Annotated in this window: 20 protein-coding genes; 10 read left to right on the top strand and 10 right to left on the bottom strand. The window is 60.4% G+C overall.

What is annotated here, in order from left to right; genetic code table 11:
- Positions 1 to 39: 39 nt before the first annotated feature.
- The 4 genes from imuA to OKW28_RS00795 are packed head-to-tail and all read left to right on the top strand — an operon-like array spanning position 40 to position 5,624.
- On the top strand, positions 40 to 747 hold the full coding sequence (gene imuA, locus OKW28_RS00810; RefSeq protein ID WP_429443257.1) for a translesion DNA synthesis-associated protein ImuA: 708 nt from the start codon (positions 40 to 42) through the stop codon (positions 745 to 747).
- Complete coding sequence (locus OKW28_RS00805; protein ID WP_429443078.1) at positions 677 to 2,155, top strand: Y-family DNA polymerase; 1,479 nt, start codon at positions 677 to 679, stop codon at positions 2,153 to 2,155. The genes imuA and OKW28_RS00805 overlap by 71 nt, the downstream gene beginning before the upstream one ends.
- A 3-nt stretch (positions 2,156 to 2,158) precedes the next feature.
- Entirely contained in the window at positions 2,159 to 5,305 is a 3,147-nt protein-coding gene (locus OKW28_RS00800) for an error-prone DNA polymerase (RefSeq protein ID WP_429443076.1), read from the top strand.
- Between the two features lie 19 nt (positions 5,306 to 5,324).
- A complete protein-coding gene (locus OKW28_RS00795; protein ID WP_429443073.1) occupies positions 5,325 to 5,624 on the top strand; it encodes a DUF2471 family protein in 300 nt (99 codons plus the stop codon).
- 167 nt (positions 5,625 to 5,791) lie between these two features.
- Here the strand turns inward: OKW28_RS00795 and OKW28_RS00790 are convergent, their stop codons facing one another.
- The gene (locus OKW28_RS00790; RefSeq protein ID WP_128597457.1) at positions 5,792 to 6,175 is read right to left on the bottom strand and encodes a hypothetical protein; all 384 of its coding nucleotides are present in this window, start codon (positions 6,173 to 6,175) and stop codon (positions 5,792 to 5,794) included.
- Positions 6,176 to 6,572: 397 nt separating this feature from the next.
- Here OKW28_RS00790 and OKW28_RS00785 point away from each other — a divergent pair, with 397 nt between their 5' ends.
- Together OKW28_RS00785 and OKW28_RS00780 are read left to right on the top strand one after the other, a co-directional pair.
- Complete coding sequence (locus OKW28_RS00785) at positions 6,573 to 7,088, top strand: hypothetical protein (RefSeq protein ID WP_429443071.1); 516 nt, start codon at positions 6,573 to 6,575, stop codon at positions 7,086 to 7,088.
- Positions 7,089 to 7,131: 43 nt separating this feature from the next.
- The gene (locus OKW28_RS00780; protein ID WP_429443069.1) at positions 7,132 to 7,437 is read left to right on the top strand and encodes a hypothetical protein; all 306 of its coding nucleotides are present in this window, start codon (positions 7,132 to 7,134) and stop codon (positions 7,435 to 7,437) included.
- Between the two features lie 316 nt (positions 7,438 to 7,753).
- Here OKW28_RS00780 and OKW28_RS00775 read toward each other — a convergent pair whose 3' ends face one another.
- From OKW28_RS00775 to OKW28_RS00750, 6 genes are all read right to left on the bottom strand, one after another.
- A complete protein-coding gene (locus OKW28_RS00775; RefSeq protein WP_429443068.1) occupies positions 7,754 to 8,908 on the bottom strand; it encodes a hypothetical protein in 1,155 nt (384 codons plus the stop codon).
- 48 nt (positions 8,909 to 8,956) lie between these two features.
- Positions 8,957 to 9,229, bottom strand: coding sequence for a hypothetical protein (locus OKW28_RS00770; RefSeq protein ID WP_429443066.1), 273 nt, complete (start codon positions 9,227 to 9,229; stop codon positions 8,957 to 8,959).
- Positions 9,226 to 9,483: a hypothetical protein gene (locus OKW28_RS00765; protein WP_429443064.1), complete on the bottom strand. Its 258-nt coding sequence runs from the start codon at positions 9,481 to 9,483 to the stop codon at positions 9,226 to 9,228. The genes OKW28_RS00770 and OKW28_RS00765 overlap by 4 nt, the downstream gene beginning before the upstream one ends.
- 173 nt (positions 9,484 to 9,656) lie before the next feature.
- Complete coding sequence (locus tag OKW28_RS00760; RefSeq protein ID WP_429443062.1) at positions 9,657 to 10,550, bottom strand: DUF72 domain-containing protein; 894 nt, start codon at positions 10,548 to 10,550, stop codon at positions 9,657 to 9,659.
- Positions 10,551 to 10,753: 203 nt separating this feature from the next.
- On the bottom strand, positions 10,754 to 11,032 hold the full coding sequence (locus tag OKW28_RS00755; protein WP_429443060.1) for a DUF4148 domain-containing protein: 279 nt from the start codon (positions 11,030 to 11,032) through the stop codon (positions 10,754 to 10,756).
- A 141-nt stretch (positions 11,033 to 11,173) separates the two neighbouring features.
- Complete coding sequence (locus OKW28_RS00750; RefSeq protein ID WP_128597437.1) at positions 11,174 to 11,386, bottom strand: hypothetical protein; 213 nt, start codon at positions 11,384 to 11,386, stop codon at positions 11,174 to 11,176.
- Between the two features lie 454 nt (positions 11,387 to 11,840).
- On the opposite strand from OKW28_RS00750, the gene yfcF reads away from it, so the two are divergent.
- Positions 11,841 to 12,473 (top strand): glutathione transferase, encoded by a 633-nt coding sequence (gene yfcF / locus OKW28_RS00745; protein ID WP_429443057.1) that lies wholly within the window; start codon positions 11,841 to 11,843, stop codon positions 12,471 to 12,473.
- A gap of 334 nt (positions 12,474 to 12,807) precedes the next feature.
- Positions 12,808 to 13,272 (top strand): hypothetical protein, encoded by a 465-nt coding sequence (locus tag OKW28_RS00740; RefSeq protein ID WP_429443055.1) that lies wholly within the window; start codon positions 12,808 to 12,810, stop codon positions 13,270 to 13,272.
- 206 nt (positions 13,273 to 13,478) lie between these two features.
- Here the strand turns inward: OKW28_RS00740 and ligD are convergent, their stop codons facing one another.
- Entirely contained in the window at positions 13,479 to 15,446 is a 1,968-nt protein-coding gene (gene ligD, locus OKW28_RS00735) for a DNA ligase D (protein ID WP_429443053.1), read from the bottom strand.
- A 1-nt stretch (position 15,447) separates the two neighbouring features.
- Positions 15,448 to 15,744, bottom strand: coding sequence for a hypothetical protein (locus OKW28_RS00730; protein ID WP_429443050.1), 297 nt, complete (start codon positions 15,742 to 15,744; stop codon positions 15,448 to 15,450).
- A gap of 324 nt (positions 15,745 to 16,068) precedes the next feature.
- Here OKW28_RS00730 and OKW28_RS00725 point away from each other — a divergent pair, with 324 nt between their 5' ends.
- The gene (locus tag OKW28_RS00725; RefSeq protein WP_027800237.1) at positions 16,069 to 16,263 is read left to right on the top strand and encodes a YqaE/Pmp3 family membrane protein; all 195 of its coding nucleotides are present in this window, start codon (positions 16,069 to 16,071) and stop codon (positions 16,261 to 16,263) included.
- A 34-nt stretch (positions 16,264 to 16,297) separates the two neighbouring features.
- Positions 16,298 to 16,762, top strand: a complete 465-nt coding sequence (locus tag OKW28_RS00720) for an HNH endonuclease (protein WP_201703443.1) — start codon at positions 16,298 to 16,300, stop codon at positions 16,760 to 16,762.
- 120 nt (positions 16,763 to 16,882) lie between these two features.
- On the opposite strand, the gene OKW28_RS00715 is transcribed toward OKW28_RS00720, so the two are convergent.
- A complete protein-coding gene (locus OKW28_RS00715; RefSeq protein ID WP_128597432.1) occupies positions 16,883 to 17,320 on the bottom strand; it encodes an SET domain-containing protein in 438 nt (145 codons plus the stop codon).
- Between the last annotated feature and the right edge of the window lie 115 nt (positions 17,321 to 17,435).

Here is a 17,435-nt window from a genome sequence, read left to right as displayed (position 1 = left end):
CGTCGCTGCTACCCGACTATTTTGCCACCGGAGGGAGCCATGAATGCCGTTATGCTGCCCGAGACGATTCACCCGGATCTCTGGCGCGGCAATCAGCTGGCGCACGCACGGTCGCGCGTCGTTGATTGCGGCGACGAGAACCTCGCGCGGGAATTGCCTGGCGGTGGCTGGCCACGCGGCGCACTGACCGATCTGCTTGTGCAGCAGACGGGCTGCGGCGAATTACGACTGCTTCGTCCTGCATTCGAGCAGTTGTCGTCCAGGCCTGTTGCCATGCTGCAGCCGCCTCATGACCTTCAGCCGACGGCTCTCGCCTGGTGGGGACTCGATCCTTCAAATGTAATGACGGTCAAGGCGCCCCGCACGGCCGATGCGCTGTGGGCCGCGGAGCAGATTCTGCGCGCAGGCACATGCGGTGCTTTGCTTTTCTGGCAGAACCACGTGCGGCCCGAATCGCTGCGCCGACTGCATCTGGCCGCACAGGCGTCCGAGTCGCTCTTTTTCATGTTGCGACCGCTTGCGACGACGCGCGACGCCTCGCCGGCGCCGTTGCGGCTTGCGATACGTGCAGCGAAGGATGGTGTGAATATCCAGTTCCTTAAACGCCGCGGCCCCGCACGTGATGAGCCGCTCTTCGTCCCGTTGACGCCCTCTCCGATCCTCAACGTAAAACGCAATGCAACTGTGGTTAGGCGTCCATCTCCCGTCACTGTGCCTCGAAGTGTTCCGGCCGAAGTGGTCGCGTGAAACCTCGGACGCAACCGAAGGCATTGCCGTGCTCGAGAAAGAGCGCGTCATCGCCATGGACGCGCGTGCGCATGAAGCAGGCGTCTGTATGGGCATGCGCCGCAGCGGCGTACTCACGCTTGCGCCCGCTACGGTCATGCATGAGCGTGACAGCGCGGCCGAGGTCAACACGGTGCGCGCAGTCGCCACAGGCCTATTGAATCTTTCGCCGCAGGTGGTCATCGCGGAGGAAAGCACTGTGCTCGTCGATGTGTCAGCAAGTCTGCGGCTCTTTGGGGGCATCCGCTCGTTGCGCCGCATGGCGCGTCGAGTGGCGGATGCTATCGGCATGACCGCGACCGTCAGCGTTGCACCAACGGGACAGGCGGCATGGTTGCTCGCGCGCGCTCGCGGCAGTGTGGCACTGTCGCACGATTCTCTCCACCGCAGGCTGGCCGGATTACCCGTGGGCCTGCCGCCACCCGCGCGTCGCCATATGGACTGGCTCACTGGCATCGGCTGCGAAACGGTTGGACAACTGATGCGACTCCCGCGCGCAGGATTGAAGAAGCGTTGCGGGACAGCGTTGCTGGATCTGCTCGACCGCGCCAATGGAGATGCACCCGAAGTGTTCGAATGGTTTGAGACGCCGCCGACCTTTCAGGCGCGCGTGGAACTGCCGGATCGCATCGATCACGCGGAGGCCTGCCTGTTCGCGGCGCGCCGGCTCGTGGTTCAGCTAACCGGCTGGCTCTCGCAGAAGCAGCTTGCCGTGACGCGCATCGTTCTGCTGCTCGAGCACGAACGCGGTCGCGATGCAATCGAGCCGACCGCGATCGAAGTCTCGCTCGCGGAGCCGACGTGGCGCGAGGATCACCTTTTACGGCTGCTCAAGGAAAGGCTTGCGCGCGTGGAACTCTCGGCCGCGGTCATTGCCCTGCAACTGGTTGTACAGGAAGTGAACGAAGCGGAAGCCGCGTCGGATTCGCTCTTTCCAGAGCCGGGCGGTACCGCGTCCGATCACGCGCGGCTGCTCGAACTGCTGGTTGCGCGCCTCGGCGCGGAAAATGTGCTGCGCCCGGCGCCGGTTGCTGACCACCGGCCGGAAGTCGCCGCGCGCTGGGTGTCCGTGACGGACAACAAAACAAAGTACGTGCCGCCGGCGAGCGATACGCCGCGTCCGACATGGTTGCTGGAACAGCCGCTGAAGCTCCTGATGCGGGGCGAACGGCCCTTCTATGGCACGCCGCTGCGCACCGTGTCGTCCGGCGAGCGCGTTGAGGCGGGGTGGTTCCAGGGCGAGCCGGTCACACGCGACTACTTCGTCGCGGAAGCCGACGATCACATCTGCTACTGGATTTTCCGGGAACGCATAGGTGCGGTCGACGAGGATGAGCCGCGCTGGTATCTGCATGGTCTCTTCGGATAAGCCATGTCGTATCCGTCGTTCGGCCTGCCGGGCTATGCCGAGTTGCAGTGCTTCTCCAACTTCACGTTCCTTCACGGCGCGTCACATGCCGAGGAACTGGCCGCGCGCGCGGCGCAACTCGGTTATGAGGCGATTGCTGTCACCGACGAATGCTCGCTCGCTGGCATCGTGCGCGCGCACGTCGCGGCGAAAGAGGCGGGCATCAAGCTGCTCGTAGGTGCGCATTTCCGGTTGACCAATTCGGACGGCTCCCCTGCCCTTGCCTTCACGGCGATCGCGCAGAATCGTGACGGATACGGCAACCTGTCCGAACTGATTACGCTCGCACGCACGCGCACGGCCAAGGGCACGTACCTGCTCTATCCGCACGATCTCGACCATCCGGACCCGCCATATGCGCACCTGCGCGCCCTGCCCGACTGCCTGATCATCCTGACGCCGGAATTCCCGGCGAAGGAAGCGCGCCTCGACGCGCAGGCGGAATGGGCAGCGCGCACGTTTGGCGAAAATCGTTGCTGGATGGGCCTCACCTTGCACGCGCGGGCGCTGGATGACATTCACCGCAATGTCGTGCTAGACGTCGCAGAGCGACATGGTCTGAGCGTCGTTGCGACTGGTCAGGTACTTATCCACGTGCGATCGCGCAAGCCCCTGCAGGACACGCTCACCGCCATCCGGCTTAACCGCCCGGTCACTGAATGCGGCTTTGAACTCGCGCCCAACGCCGAACAGCATCTGCGCTCGCGTTTGCGGCTTGCCAACGTCTATCCAGCGGAGGCGCTCGCGCAGACGCTGAACATCGCCAATCGATGCTCGTTCGCGCTGGACGAACTGCGCTATGAATACCCGGACGAACTGGTGCCGCCCGGCACGACGCCAACCGCCTACCTGCGCGGCGAAACCTATCTGGGGGCGCAGCGCCGCTATCCACGCGGCATTCCGCACAACGTGCAAGTGCAGATCGAGCACGAACTCGCGCTGATTGCGGACCTGAAATACGAGCCGTATTTCCTCACGGTGTACGACATCGTGCGCTTCGCGCGCAACGAGGGCATCCTGTGTCAGGGGCGTGGATCGGCCGCCAATAGCGCGGTCTGCTACGTTCTGGGCGTGACGGAAGTCGACCCTGCCCGCAGCAGCATGCTGTTCGAGCGGTTCATCTCAAAGGAGCGCGGCGAACCACCTGACATCGACGTGGACTTCGAGCACCAGCGCCGCGAAGAGGTCATCCAGTACATCTACCGGAAGTACTCCCGCACACGCGCGGCGCTCGCGGCCGCGGTGACGACCTACCGGCCCCGCTCGGCGATCCGCGATTCAGGTAAGGCGCTCGGCATCGACCCCGTCATCGTTGACCGCGTCGCGAAGGAACATCACTGGTTCGATTCGAGCGCGGATTTAATACGGCGATTCGTGGACAGCGGCCTCGATCCCGAGACGCCGATGATCCAGCAGTGGGCGACGCTTGCCGCGCAGCTGCTCGGCTTTCCGCGTCATCTGTCGCAGCACACGGGCGGGTTCGTGATCGCGCGCGGCAAGCTGTCCCGTCTCGTGCCGGTGGAAAACGCGTCGATGCCAGATCGCACTGTGATCCAGTGGGATAAGGACGATCTGGAAGCGCTCGGCCTGCTGAAGATCGACGCGCTCGCACTTGGCATGTTGTCGGCGATCCGCCGGGCGCTCGAGCTCGTATCGCAGCAGCGCGGCGAGCCGTTTGAAATGCAGGACATCCCGCCCGAGGACGAAGCGACTTACGACATGATCTGCGCGGCCGACACCGTCGGCGTGTTCCAGATCGAGTCGCGTGCGCAGATGAGCATGTTGCCCCGTCTTAAACCACGCGAGTTCTACGATCTCGTGATCGAGGTTGCGATCGTGCGGCCGGGCCCGGTGCAGGGCGGCATGGTGCATCCGTATCTGCGCCGGCGTCAGGGCATCGAGCCCGTTTCCTACCCGAGCCCCGACGTCGAGCAGGCGCTGAAACGCACCCTCGGCGTGCCGATCTTTCAGGAGCAGGTTATGCAGGTAGCGATGCTCGCGGCGGGTTTCAGCGCCGGCGAAGCCGATCAGCTACGCCGCGCGATGGCGGCATGGAAGCGCAAGGGCGGCCTGCAGCACTACCATGACCGGATCGTCGAAGGCATGCTTCAGCGCGGCTACGACCGTGAATTCGCCGAGTCGATCTTTGCCCAGATCCAGGGCTTCGGCGAGTACGGCTTTCCTGAAAGTCATGCGGCAAGCTTCGCCCTTCTCGTCTACGCGAGCTGCTGGCTCAAGCGTCACGAACCTGCGGCGTTCCTTTGCGCGATGCTCAACAGCCAGCCGATGGGCTTCTACTCGCCTTCACAGCTTGTGCAGGACGCGAAGCGCCACGGCGTTGGCGTGCTGCCGGTCGATGTGACCATCAGCGAATGGGATTCGGCGATGGAAGGCGATGGCAGTATGGCGCCCGTGCGGCTCGGCTTGTCCGTCGTTCGCGGCATGCGCGAGGAAACAGCCCGGCGCATTGAGGCGGCACGTGCGGTCAGGCCGTTTCGCGACGTCGCAGATCTTGCCAACCGCGCACAGCTCGACCGCCACGACCTGCAGGTGCTGGCGGCAGCGAACGCGCTCAAGCCGCTCTCCGGGGACCGCAGACAGGCACTGTGGGCGGCGGTCGCCGCGGTGCCCGACAAGGATCTGTTACGCGCAACGACACGCGAGGAAGAGGCGCCGGCACTGACGGCTCCAACGGAAGGACAGGATCTGATCGCGGACTACCGCTCGACTGGCCTCACGCTCGGCCGTCACCCGATTGCGTTGCTACGCGAAAAGCTGCTATCCATGCGGCTGATGCCTGCTGAAGCGTTGATGCGTTATCGCAATGGACAGCTCGCGCGGGGATGCGGGATTGTGACCGTGCGGCAGCGCCCCGGCACCGCGAACGGCGTGATGTTCATGACGCTGGAGGACGAGACCGGGTCGGTCAATGTCATCGTCTGGCAGTCGGTGCTCGAGCGGCAACGTCGCGAGGCGCTCGGCGCATCGCTGCTCGCTGTGTATGGTGTGTGGCAACGCGAAGGTGACGTGACGCACCTCGTCGCCCAACGGCTCGTCGACGTGTCGCATCTGCTTGGCGAACTGCCGACGGCGAGCCGCAATTTTCACTGAAACAACGAGGAAGGAAACGATGGCGAACTACAACGTCCTGTTTGACGCGCAGGCGGCCGCTGAGGAAGTCATACCGCGCGTTGTCGAGCGTCATCGCTCGAAAGGCGTCCTGACCTGGAAGCTGCTTCATCAGATGGAAGAGGAGGTGCTGGCCGAGGTAACGGCTGGCGGCAGGTTCAGTGACCGGTTGCTGCAGATGATCTGTGCGCCTGCCGTGCTGGAGTATCCGAACGACGACCGGCCCGCCTCGTTTGAGGGGCACGATTTTGTGCCGATTATCTTTGGCGCTCTGGAGCGCGCCTGGCGGCAGGTCCACTAACAGCGAGTCGCAAGCGTGCGCCGGCGGGAGCTTCCCCATGAAGTACCCGTCTCGCATGCGACGCATTGTTTCCCACCCTTTCTTTCCCTATTCGCTGTCACCGGGAAAGGCGGCCTCTGCATACCTGTGATGCAAGCCGCAAGTACCGGCAAGCGCGTGTTGCGTGGTTAGTCGGTACCAGTATCGACTGCGCCTTCGATGCGCTGGAGTAACTTGCTCGCCGTGCCACGCGCGAGAAACGGCATTGCAGCATCACGAACGAACGAATCTACGTCGCTGCGTAACACGTTCCACGCTACTCCGCGCAGGTTAAACACGTAGCACTTCCGATCTCTCTCCCAGGCAACTGCGATCCATCCGTTGCGAAGCTCGAAACTTGGACCGACGACAGCAAGAGGGGAGGCTCCAATCTTCCTGTCAATCTCTTCGACCGCGGTCACCATCGCTTGTAGCGTTGCGCGGGTCATCGACGCCGAGACCGGCCCGATCGTCGCGATGCATCCATCGTGCGACTGAGAGATGATCTTGCCCGGTACATTAATTGATTCCATTCTTGTTACTCCTCCGTGGTTTGGCGTTTTCCATACCAGCTTGCGGGTGAAGACGACGGGTTACTTCGTTCAACGTTCCGCATGAATAGCCGACGGCACGAAAGTCCGGAAAAAAAGCCGACCGCAGGGGTCGGCTAAATGTTCTGCCCATTTTTAGGGCCGTGGCAGAACCTGAGAGTCTTCGTAAAGGATAGCGGCGCGCGTCGGGATCAAACCATCAATAAGAGGCCAAAGGGCCGCTCATTTCGCAGCAACAGGAGCCCGGGCGGGCTTCGCTGCTTCCTTTCCCAGGTCTGCGGAAACAATGCCGGCGACCGGCAGAGTCACAAAGTTGGCTCCGCTCGCGCCCCAGGAACCCGCCTTGCTCGGTTCGGGAAGGACAGGACGGGAGGACGCCATGTGTTACGGGAAGCCTGATGAGTTGCTCCAACTTGTGATCGGGAAGCGCGATCTACCAACAAACGATCTCGGTCATACACCGTTGGACGACTTCGAGCACTTTTGCGCCTATACGGGCTGCGCTGAGCAGGAACTTGGTCCACGGGCCTTTGCGTTCGTCAGACTGGCATATGTGACCGCAGGATTGAGCCGTCGCGAATACAAGCGTGCTCCGCTCGGCGCCGAATTGGAAAGGGCCTGCGCAAACATTTCCATGCTCCTTCGCGACCGACCACCAGGAACCACTGCCGACATTACCGGGGATAGCGTGCTGTACTGGGACGGCGTTAGGTTGAACGGTGCGCACCTCTCTACGGACGAGCCGGGGGGCGTCGTGGATCCGTTCGAGCCTGAGGACCTTCTGCCGCAAATGAGGGAGAACGTTGCAGCTTGGATAATGCGCCCTGCTTTCACTTTTCGGCCGTCGCTGCTCGAGTGGCTCGACGACGCGCGTGCGCAGGAGCCATCGCGGTGAGATTCGTTCTGCGGCTGCGGGCTCGAACAACGGGGGAGGGAAAGTGGACTGGCTATGGACTTGGGGTGGCAAGAGCTTCGGCTATCGGGACGGGGACGACCTGTGGGCGCGCGATGGCCGTAACGTTGGGCGCTTCCTGGGGGACGAGGTGTTCGCCGCGGACGGCACATACTTGGGCGAGATGATGGGCACTAGCCGACTGATTACTTGCGAAGCGAAAATGGGCAGGAGGACAACCGGCTTTCATCCGCAAGACCGTCGGATAGTCCATACCACCTATCCTGACCACAGCGCCTACCCGATGGACGCGGGTTACCAGGATTTTCCGGCACCCGACGCGCTTGCATGAACGGCGACGAACTCATTTATGAACTCGCGGCGTCGACCCGTCAGCTACATTCGAGCTTCGGGTCGCAAATGTCCGCTGATCGCAGTTGAACGGACAGTCACGTTCGCAAGGCACGTGGGTTGTTACGGACGCTCACCAATGCAAGACATCGTCAATGGCGTTGCCCTTGCTGGCGCAACCACTGCGTCCCGGGCCAGCCCCCGTATCTAGGCAAGCGCGTTCGAACGGGTCAGCAGCTTGATCGGCTGGTATTGTTTTTCATTACCAGCCGAATACATGTTGATTGTCGAGCAACCAAGGTGTTTCGCCTCTGCAGTCATTGCGGTGCCACGCCCAAGTCTTCAATGAATCTTCTGCTTCTCGGGTTGAGCAAAGGGGTCACCTCATGAAAGGTGTTGGCAATCTTCTGTATGTAGGAGGCAGCGTTCGGGTCATGGATCGCTTGAAGCAATCCGATAGCACGTAATGCGGCGCGCCTTCCTTCTCGAGCGAGGCGGTCTCGGAAAAGGATATGATCCGGCGACCCTGGGACGAGCGTGGTCTCGGCGACGAGATCGATGGCCTCGAGACGAATCGTTTCCAGCTCCTTATCTCCGAGCAACCCAAAGTTTTCTTTGATTGACTCCGTCAAAGCATTCAGAAGCTGGATCATCCTCAGCACGCCGGGCGGATGCTCCCTCCCATAGGCCGCCTCCCAATCAATACGACGCGGCTTGATTACCGAAAGCGCCATGAGTGCACCAACGCTCATTACGAAAGCAATAATCCACTGATAGGAAGCTCGTTCCTGGGCTGAATACTCTCGCACGTCCCAATGTCGAGACAGCCATCCAATCATCGCAACCCGTGCGACCATCACCCCGTAACGATCCGCCTGAAATTCGAGAGCCTGTTTAGTCAATTTCGAATCAACATTCGGAGTTGAATTCTGATCGGATACCTCTGCATGTGCTCCATTTCGAAAGTATCCGTCGTGACCGAGAACGTGATGCCCAGCCTCGTGTCCGACGAAGAACGAAACCGCCGCAAAATACAAAAATGACGCCACGGGTGTATCGAGCCCGGTTAGCGTATCAACCTTCTGGATGCTCCTGAGCAATTCTGTCTCGAGTATCCATGACTGCTCGGACGCGAGCTTTTCCGCTACCTGATTTGCCTTTGACTGCAGGGCGAGTAAAAGCCCATCACTCAAAACAATCCAGTCGCTTTTCGAGGATCCCCAAACAGCAAGAGCGTTCGCCACACTAGACGGAGAAATTAGCAACATCAATCGCTCCGGATTTTTATCGTAATCACGACGAGCAATTTTCAGTCCCCACTTCGCCAACTCATGTGCATGTTCAATACGAGGCGACACGATTTGTGAGCATAAGTCAACGGTCTTAAACGTGGTAAGCACCGCCTGTTTTAAGAGAGTGTCAGTAAGGGCAACATCAAGGGCACTGTCAGGCCTTTGGTCATTTGGCGTCATGTTTTTGTTCGTTTCTGACTAAAAAAGAGCTTCAAGCGAACGGTTCCCCTAGTCGACGATTCTGCGAGTCGTGATCTGCATCCGGCTAGACATTACCGGCTTTCCATAGGTCATAAACGTGGGCAGCGTGGGGATCGTTGTCCCTTCGTGATTATTGAACTGATTGAAATCCAGCACGATGATCGTCTGCGTGGGAAGGCGAGATGTGACCGCTATCTCCAACTGCTTTCGAACAAGTGCAAAACGGTTTTGCGGAACGCAGATCGTGGCTCCTATTAAGTCTGCACGGTTGTACTCGTTGGCACCATGAAATTGGATCATCGCGTGAACCTTCCCCGGGGCTGCGCGCACGGCTTGGTAGAGACCAGAGCAGCGGGGTCAAGACTGGCATCGGACGACGCAGGCGTGCGAATCGACCAGCTAGCAACCGCGTTTTTGAGCCGCGACGGGATCGGCGTGCTTAACTCGTGCTCAAAAATAAAACTTGAAGCATCGCCGTACACATACTCGGCACCGTCGGAATCAAGTCCAAACCCTATCGAATGGTTGTCGTCCACTTGGAATGACCACGACATATTCGCGCTCTCCTGTTACTGTGCGTTAATAATACTATGCAGATAACATTCTGCTCCAAAGCCGGAAAGGCTGATTGTGCGACGTGATAGGTGGGCGAAGTAACTTCACCGCCTTGCATCGCATAGCATATATTGATCAGCTACGGTTACATTGGAAGGAAGTATGCTTACCCCTACGGTCGCTCGCTGAGCAGCAGGGTCATCATTCCCGCGTTGCGCTGTGCGACGTCCCTATAGCAGTTGTTGAACAGGACGTGCGTGCGTCCGACGTTCTTCGCAATCGCCTGGATGTCCGGCGCGAGCGAGCGCAATTCGTCCTCCGAGTACTCATAGTTGAAGCGATCGGCGGCCGATTCGGCGCCCGACCACGTGTCTGCATTGCGGCCGTGCAGCCGTACGATCGCGAGTTCCGGAGAGGTCGCCTCCCAAACGGTGTGTGCGCGTTTTGACACTCCCTCCGGCGCATCGACAATGACGTGCACAATGCCGCGTTCCCGCTCCATTGCGAGCGTCGACTCCCGGTGCTTTTCGCCCAACCAGCTCTCATGCCTGAACTCAAATGCGGTGAGGAACGGATGCATGCGCTCCGCACAGTGTTCAACGTGCTCCCTGGCTTTCGGTACCGCGGTGATCCAGTGAGGAAACTGAAAAAGCACCGAGCCTAGCTTGCCGGCCACATGTAACGGCTGCAGCGCCTCAAAAAAGCGGGCCCACAGTTCATCCAGCACCGCTTGCGGGATGTCCTTGTAGTAGAGGTTCTTCTTGCCGGTGCTTGGAAGGGCTGCCTGAAGATCTTTCGGAAAAAATCGCGGCTCGGTCTGGTGGCCGGTGAACAGCCGGAAGGCCTTCACGTCAAAGACGAACCCAGGGGGTGTGCGCTCAACCCATAGGGCACTGTTGGTCGCGCTCGGCATCGCGTAGTACGAGGAATCGACTTCGACCAGGGGGAACACGCTTGCGTAATACCGCAGACGAGCTTCTGCGCTATTGCAGCCGGGAGGATAAAAGGCGCCCGACTCGACCAGCGTCTTGTCTGTCCACGAAGCAGTGCCTACCAAGATCGACATGCCAGTCTCCGTTGAGATCAGGGCAATCATTCTGCCACCGGCTATGCATCAGATGCAGAGCGCGGAACCGTCGGCTCATACGTGCCCGCGAGCTTCCTGGGGAGCGCGTCGCTATTCGCCGCGTTATGGGCTTTTCCGCCCATGTCAGGCGGCAGATCGGGTTCCCGGGCTTGGCCCCCTGACCGTCAGGACATTCACGCCCGTCAACCCGACTGCGACTGCTGACATTCGGTCTGAAACCAGTAGTCCACGAGGCGCTGTGCCGCTTGCAGGTCATCGGGGTAATACGGATCGTCATACCAGGGCGACGGATCGTAGCCGGCTTTTCTGAGCGCGGCCAGTTCACTCTGATGCTGCGCCATGGTCGGGGGCGCGCTTGATCTTAGCGCCGCGAGGTCACGGCATTCTGTCGGCGTCAGGTAAGGGCCGTTATACGGCATGCTGCGGACCGCGCAGCCGAGCAGAAAGGTCGAAGCGAACATTGCCGCCACGACTGTCCATCGTCTGGTCATATCGCCGCCCTCCCGGCAACGCCGAACCTGGCTACGCGCCCGCACCGATCAACGGCCTGCCGCGCTGCACCGTTCCCTCAACGCGGGCCATCCGGGCGTTCCATAGCCTCGCTAATTGTCGCCGCTGCCAAGCTCGCTGTGCTTATGCGAATGCGTCGCGCCGTGGACCAGTTCATAGTGCGCGCCTTTGCCCGAGCGGGTCGGCGGAAAATGCTCCCCTTCGACACAGGTGACCTCGAATTCCGGGCCGCCTCCACCCTCCTTCACTACCTTGTAAATCCCGGATGTCTTAACGGTCTCGCCGGGTTTATGCTGGTCTGCCATAGGTCCTCCTTGTTTCACGAATTAACGACGCTGGAGCAAATAATGGGCCTGTCGGCGAGTATGCGTACTGCTAGCCTGCTGTCGCCCGCTCCCGACGCGAAGCGCACTCAGCCACGGAATGCCTATCGAGGAGACGGGCAGGGTCGACGAGGCGATGAAGGCGTATGCGCGTCGCTTTCTATCGGCCCGGCCAACGAAGAAGCGTTGCGCCAGCTTCCGCTTTTGCGTGAGCAGAAGGGCGCCCCCCGAGGCGTCGTCCGACATCCGGGCGCGCGAAGCGCTACATTGTCTGAACGAGCATCTCATACGGCGCCCCGGACGGGGCGCGTCCGATCAGGCATTAACCGGGCCAAAATCGGCCGTTCGACATCACGCCTCAGATCGCTGACAATGCCCATTCCTCTTCAGGCTCCTTCCATCGAGCTGCTCAACAAGCGGTCACCAAGGATGTGTCATGCTTGAGCCACCGCTTCGTCTATATGCTGATGCGCAGTTCGCAAGCCCGTACGCGATGTCTGTGTTCGTAGCGCTTCGGGAGAAGAAACTAACATTCGATCTGCTTGCGGTTGACCTTGGACGCGGCGCTAATCGTGAACAGAGTTACGCCGTCGAATCGCTGACTCAGCGCGTACCCACGTTAGTACATGGCGATTTTGCGCTATCCGAGTCATCGGCAATCACTGAGTATCTTGACGATACTTTCCCTGAAACCCCCGTTTATCCCCCTGACCGACATCTCCGGGCTCGGGCGCGCCAACTCCAGGCGTGGCTCAGAAGCGATCTGTTGCCGATTCGTCAGGAGCGCTCCACGGAGGTTGTGTTCTACAAAAAGGAGGCTCCGGCTCTTACAGCCGCAGCGGAGTTGGCAGTGCAAAAGCTGTACTTCGCAGCCGACAGGCTTCTCTCCCAGGATGCATCCCACCTCTTGGGCGATTGGTGTATCGCCGACACGGACTTGGCGCTGATGCTAAATCGCCTCGTCATGAATGGCGACGACGTTCCCGCGAAGTTGGCATCGTATGCAGCGCGTCAATGGGACCGGGAGTCCGTGCAGCAGTGGGCCAAGCTGGGCAGGCCTCCGCTCTGAACGCCGACACGAAGCCATATCTTGCCTGCGGGACGGCAGCCGGCCAGGAGCGGCCACTCGACGCGGGCCTCTCAACCGTTGACAATCCCTATCATTGACATTTGCGACAGCCACACTTGGAAGAGACCATCGAGAATCCCGGGTTGTCGAGCGCCATAACAAAGGACCAGAATTGAGGCTGCGTACACTGTTTGTCGCAACGGCATCGATCGCTTGCTGCGGATGTTTGCATTCACCACCGAGCTATCCAGGCGCAGGTGGCAAGAACCTCGAACCTGCGTCGTACGCATCAAGCGTATGTCCAGATCTCAGCGGAAAATATGAGGGACGTGGGTTGCTGGTGGACGGCGATGCTGTTGCCCGGCAGGCTCAGCAGAGCCTGCGTATCGACTATGCCTTTCCTTTCAGAGGCGCTCTTGAGGTTGCTGAGCTTCACGCAGCGGAAACGGGCAGATACCCTCAGTCCGGAGCAATCACCTGGAACGACCGGAGGGCGACTGTGACGCTTGCCTTTCCTACTGGACAACCTGTCGAGTACATCTCTTCGATGGAGGACAAAGGCCGATTCGTGTGCACGGGCCGAAACGGAAAGATTGCATGGGGTGGCGCCAGTGGGACGGGGCGCTCCGAGTTCGGCCCGAACAGTACAGACTCGTCGGCCGCGCTTTACCTCGACGAGCATGGCGACCTGATGGTTGAGGAACACATGCAAGTTCACATGAATATGCTGTTTGGTGCAATCCCAACGGGAACGGCAAAGCATTACGCGCTCTATCGATTCAAACGCATATCGGACTGACCGGCGCAATTTGCGGCTACTACTTCAACTGATTGTCAGATGGAAACGCAAGAATTTCTTGCGTTCGTTTGTCTCGTGAATGTCTGCTTTGGAGCAGATCGAAAGTCCACCTCGGGTTGGAGCCTGCCTATCGCGATGGCATGTCCACTTCATGATGGTTGCGTCCCGGTCGCCGCGCGTCAGCCGTTCGCCGCGGCCAAGCGTACTCAAGCCAGGCCCACTGCGCGCCGCATGGCTGCCGTGATGCCCTGCCGCGTCTGCCAGTAGCCCTGCCACGGGTCTTTTTTCAGCGATCTCTGACGCTCGACGGTTTTAGTCATTGTCCACTCATCGCCGCGGCTAATTTCCCCAAGTTCGTCCCAGGAGACAGGCATTGAGACACCCATGCCGGGGCGGGCGCGCACGGAGAAGGCGGCAACTGTGCTCGCCCCACGGCTGTTGCGCAAATAGTCGATAAAAATTTTTCCGACGCGATTCTTAGGGCCGAGCACTGCCGAAAATCGCTGCGGCACGACGTGCGCGATATGCTTCGCAACCCCGTGGGCGAACGCCTTGGTTTCGCTCCATCCCTGTCGGCGAGTGAGAGGCACAACGATGTGAAAGCCTTTGCCGCCGCTCGTCTTAAGAAAGGAGTGCAGGCCGATCTCGTCGAGCACGACCTTCATCAAACTGGCGGCTTCCAGCATCGCGGTCCATGGCAGCGCAGGGTCCGGATCGAGATCGAAGATGATGCGATCGGGATGCTCGAGGTCCGGTGCGACGGCGTTCCACGTGTGGATCTCGATAACGCTCATCTGTGCCAAGCCAACGAGCGCCTGTTCGCTGCCCGCGACCAGTAACGGAGGGTGACGTGGATGCAACTCGGGAGGCAGTTCGACGACACCCGGAATGCGGGCTCTCTCACTGTGCTTCTGGAAAAAAAGCTCGCCCTTGATTCCTTCCGGGGCGCGAACGAGGGCGAGCGGACGGTTATGCAGATACGGCAGCGCCCACTCAGCGATGGCTGAGTAGTACTCGACCAGTTCCCTCTTTGTGTGGCCGGTGACTTCGTCCAGAACACGCTGCGGATTGGTGATCCGGATGCCGCCGATCTTCACTGCGCCCTTGGCGCCCGCCACTTCCCGTGTAGAGCCGGCGTCAGCTTCCACTGGCTCGTCGCACTCTACGGTCACCATCGGCTCTTCGCTGACTGCGGACCCGGGCTTGTCGTCGCGCACAGCATGGAAGACGGGGTGACGCACTTCGCCGCCCGGCGTCCATTCGAGAAACGAGCATTCAACGACGATCGACGGATCGAGCCACAGATAATCCCGTTCCTTCTCGGGCTTCGGCGGGTTGTAGAAGGCAGTGGCCTCGCGGCGCACGGAGTCTGCTCTCGTCAGGAAGGCGGACGCGGCGCGGGATGAAAAGTACGGCCTCACGCTGCCCGCGTAACGCAATGAACCGTCCTTTTCATGCACGCCAAGCAGCAGCGATTGCACTCCCGCCCGCGCGCCCTTCGCCCGCGTGAAGCCGCCTACAACGAACTCCTGCCTGGCCTGGCACTTGAGTTTGATCCAGTCCGTCGAGCGACCGGAACGGTAAGGCGCGTCCGCCCTCTTGCCGATGATGCCCTCAAGCTTCATCTTGCATGCGGAGGCGACAAGAGACACGGGGTCCTGCGGAAAGTCTTCCGAAAAGCGTATCGCGTCGGATGTCGCCTGCTCCATCAGTTCGCGCAGGAGCGCGCGGCGGGAACGCAATGGCTGCTCACGCAGATCGACACCATTCAACCAGAGGATGTCAAATACGAACATGACAATGTCGGCCGTGCTGCGCCGGTCGAAGGCATTCTGCAGCGCGTTGAAATCGGGGCGGCCGCCCGAGTCGAGTACGACCGCCTCCCCGTCAAGCCAGGCGTCGTCAACCTGTAGGGCGTTGCAGGCATCGGCTATCCGCGGCATGCGCGCAGTCCAGTCGTGTCCGTTGCGGGTAAAAATCTGGGTGATACCGCGTTCAATACGCGTCATCACGCGATAGCCGTCGAATTTTACTTCGTAGGACCAGTCGCCGCCTTTCGGGGCGCGGTCTACGAGTGTGGCTAGCTGGGGCGAAATCAGCAGCGGCAGCGCGCCCTCTTCCGATTGCAACGGACTGGCAACTGCTTTTCCACGCCCGCGACTCCAGCGCCCCATTTCACGCACCGGCCTCGTGCGGCGGAGCATCTCTCAGCCAGAGCTCAACCTCCGGGCTGGCGCTGAACACGGGCCGTGCAAGCCAGTTTTCGAAGGTTGGCCGCCAGTCTTCCCAGACATAATCGTCAATGTCGAACTCCTCCTCTACCGCTCCGGTCCCACGCTCGCAAAGGAAGGCGAAGACGACGGAGTGCCCGTTCCAGTACGCCACCATGCAATCGCTGAGCTCCGCAGTAACGCCACGCGGCATATCGCGAAGCGTCATCGCAAGCTGACGAACAAAGTCCTGATGAGTCATGGAATCTCTCCCTTCTCCGGCCAGGGCGGTCGTTGGCGGAATTGTGCGAGGCCCGGCCGTCGCAGTGGTTCCAGCACATTCCATACCGTCGCCGGCGTTTGTCTACGCTCTCCAAAGCAGCGGACATGGCCCCGCCAGGGAAGCCGGCCAGCTAAAGCGCCTCCCTGCGACACCCGTCCCGCCGTCGACGAACTCAAGGTTTCGCGGGACGCGGCCGATAACACAGAAAGCCAGGCCTTTTGATACTCACCGCTACCGGAGCATCTTCGTCTCACGACCGGCGTCGGTGCTTTCTGAGAAAACCTCAATCAACAAAGGACAAAAATGCGTTTATTGCTCGCCCTGATTTTCCCATGGCTTCAGTTCTTCACGATCGGACGGCCGTTCGCGGGAATAGTCTGCCTGCTGCTTCAGATTACGCTGATCGGCTGGATTCCTGCCGCAATCTGGTCCGTCTACGCACTGAGCCAGTACAAGACCGATCAGAAGATCGAGCGCGCCCTGGCGAGCCGCGGATGAGCATCTACGTTGACTGATTAAGGCCCGACAGATCATGTCAGCGGTTGCGGTCTTCGATCTGAACGGCGCCGCGGTGGCGAACTGTTCCTTATCGCGGGCGATTGCGCTGCTCGAGAAGGGGGCAGCCGAAGTCATCCGCATGGAGCCGATGGCGATCAGACTTCTGCGGCCGGCGGGAAACGGTACTTTACCGTCCGCGCCGCGATCCCGAGATACCGCGAACCCGAGCCAGAAGAAGCGGGCGGCACGCCTGAAGAGCTTGCGAGCGCGCGACGGGGACAACTGCTTTTACTGCGGCGTTGCGCTTGGAACTGGCGACGTGACGTTGGAACATCTTTTGTCAGAAAAGGACGGCGGCTCCTGGCGACTCGCCAACCTGGTGCTGGCTCACAAAAGTTGCAATGAGCTTGCCGCAGACTTACCGGTTGTAGCCAAGGTCCTACTTCGTGAACGCCTGCACGCGCGAAGGATCGCTACGCTTTCGAACGAAAAGCCATAGGAAAGCGCTTCCTGGATGCATCGCCGCGTAGAGCAAAGCGTTCAGCGCGGGTGACCGTTGAATATCGGACGGACCGACTGTCGCCGTTACAAGGCACGCAGCCGGAACGCTACCGCTGCGTCATCTGCGGCCGAGCATGGTTCCGCGACAACGACGGTGACCGCAACGGCATGCGTACTGCGCTCGTACCGATGCCGAAGCGCGGCCTTCTGTCGTCAGTCCATAGCTGATAAACAGTTCCTCGCCGGCCCTGATATTCGCGAGTGCGTGTATGAGTACTCTCCCCTCGGATTCGACGGCTTCACAGTTCGCGACGCACGCATGGTTGATCCATCGTGCGCTGTTGCCGCCGATCGAGCCGTCGATGACCCGACCGTCGGCAAGCCCGAACAGGAACGTATGTCCCTCAGTGCCGAATTTCGCATGGCGGGTTACCGCGCGTTTCCAGCTCATAACCGTACCGGTGTACTCGATGATGAGTTCACCTGCGCTAAGCGGCTGCAACGCAAAGACGCCGCGACCATGAACGCTCGAGCGACGGACAGAAATTCTTTTCATCGATAGTCGTTATTGCAAATGTGAAGTTGAGCCGCCGCTGGCGAGGACCGGAGCGAACATCACATCTCCGCCTGCGAGTCAGGGATGGGCACTTGACAGCGATTCGGGCCTGGTA

The organism is Paraburkholderia sp. 40 (genome assembly GCF_050434105.1).
GTDB lineage: Bacteria > Pseudomonadota > Gammaproteobacteria > Burkholderiales > Burkholderiaceae > Paraburkholderia > Paraburkholderia tuberum.
Note: the sequence above shows the minus strand (reverse complement) of the source record. Positions and strands in the feature narration are given on the sequence as shown.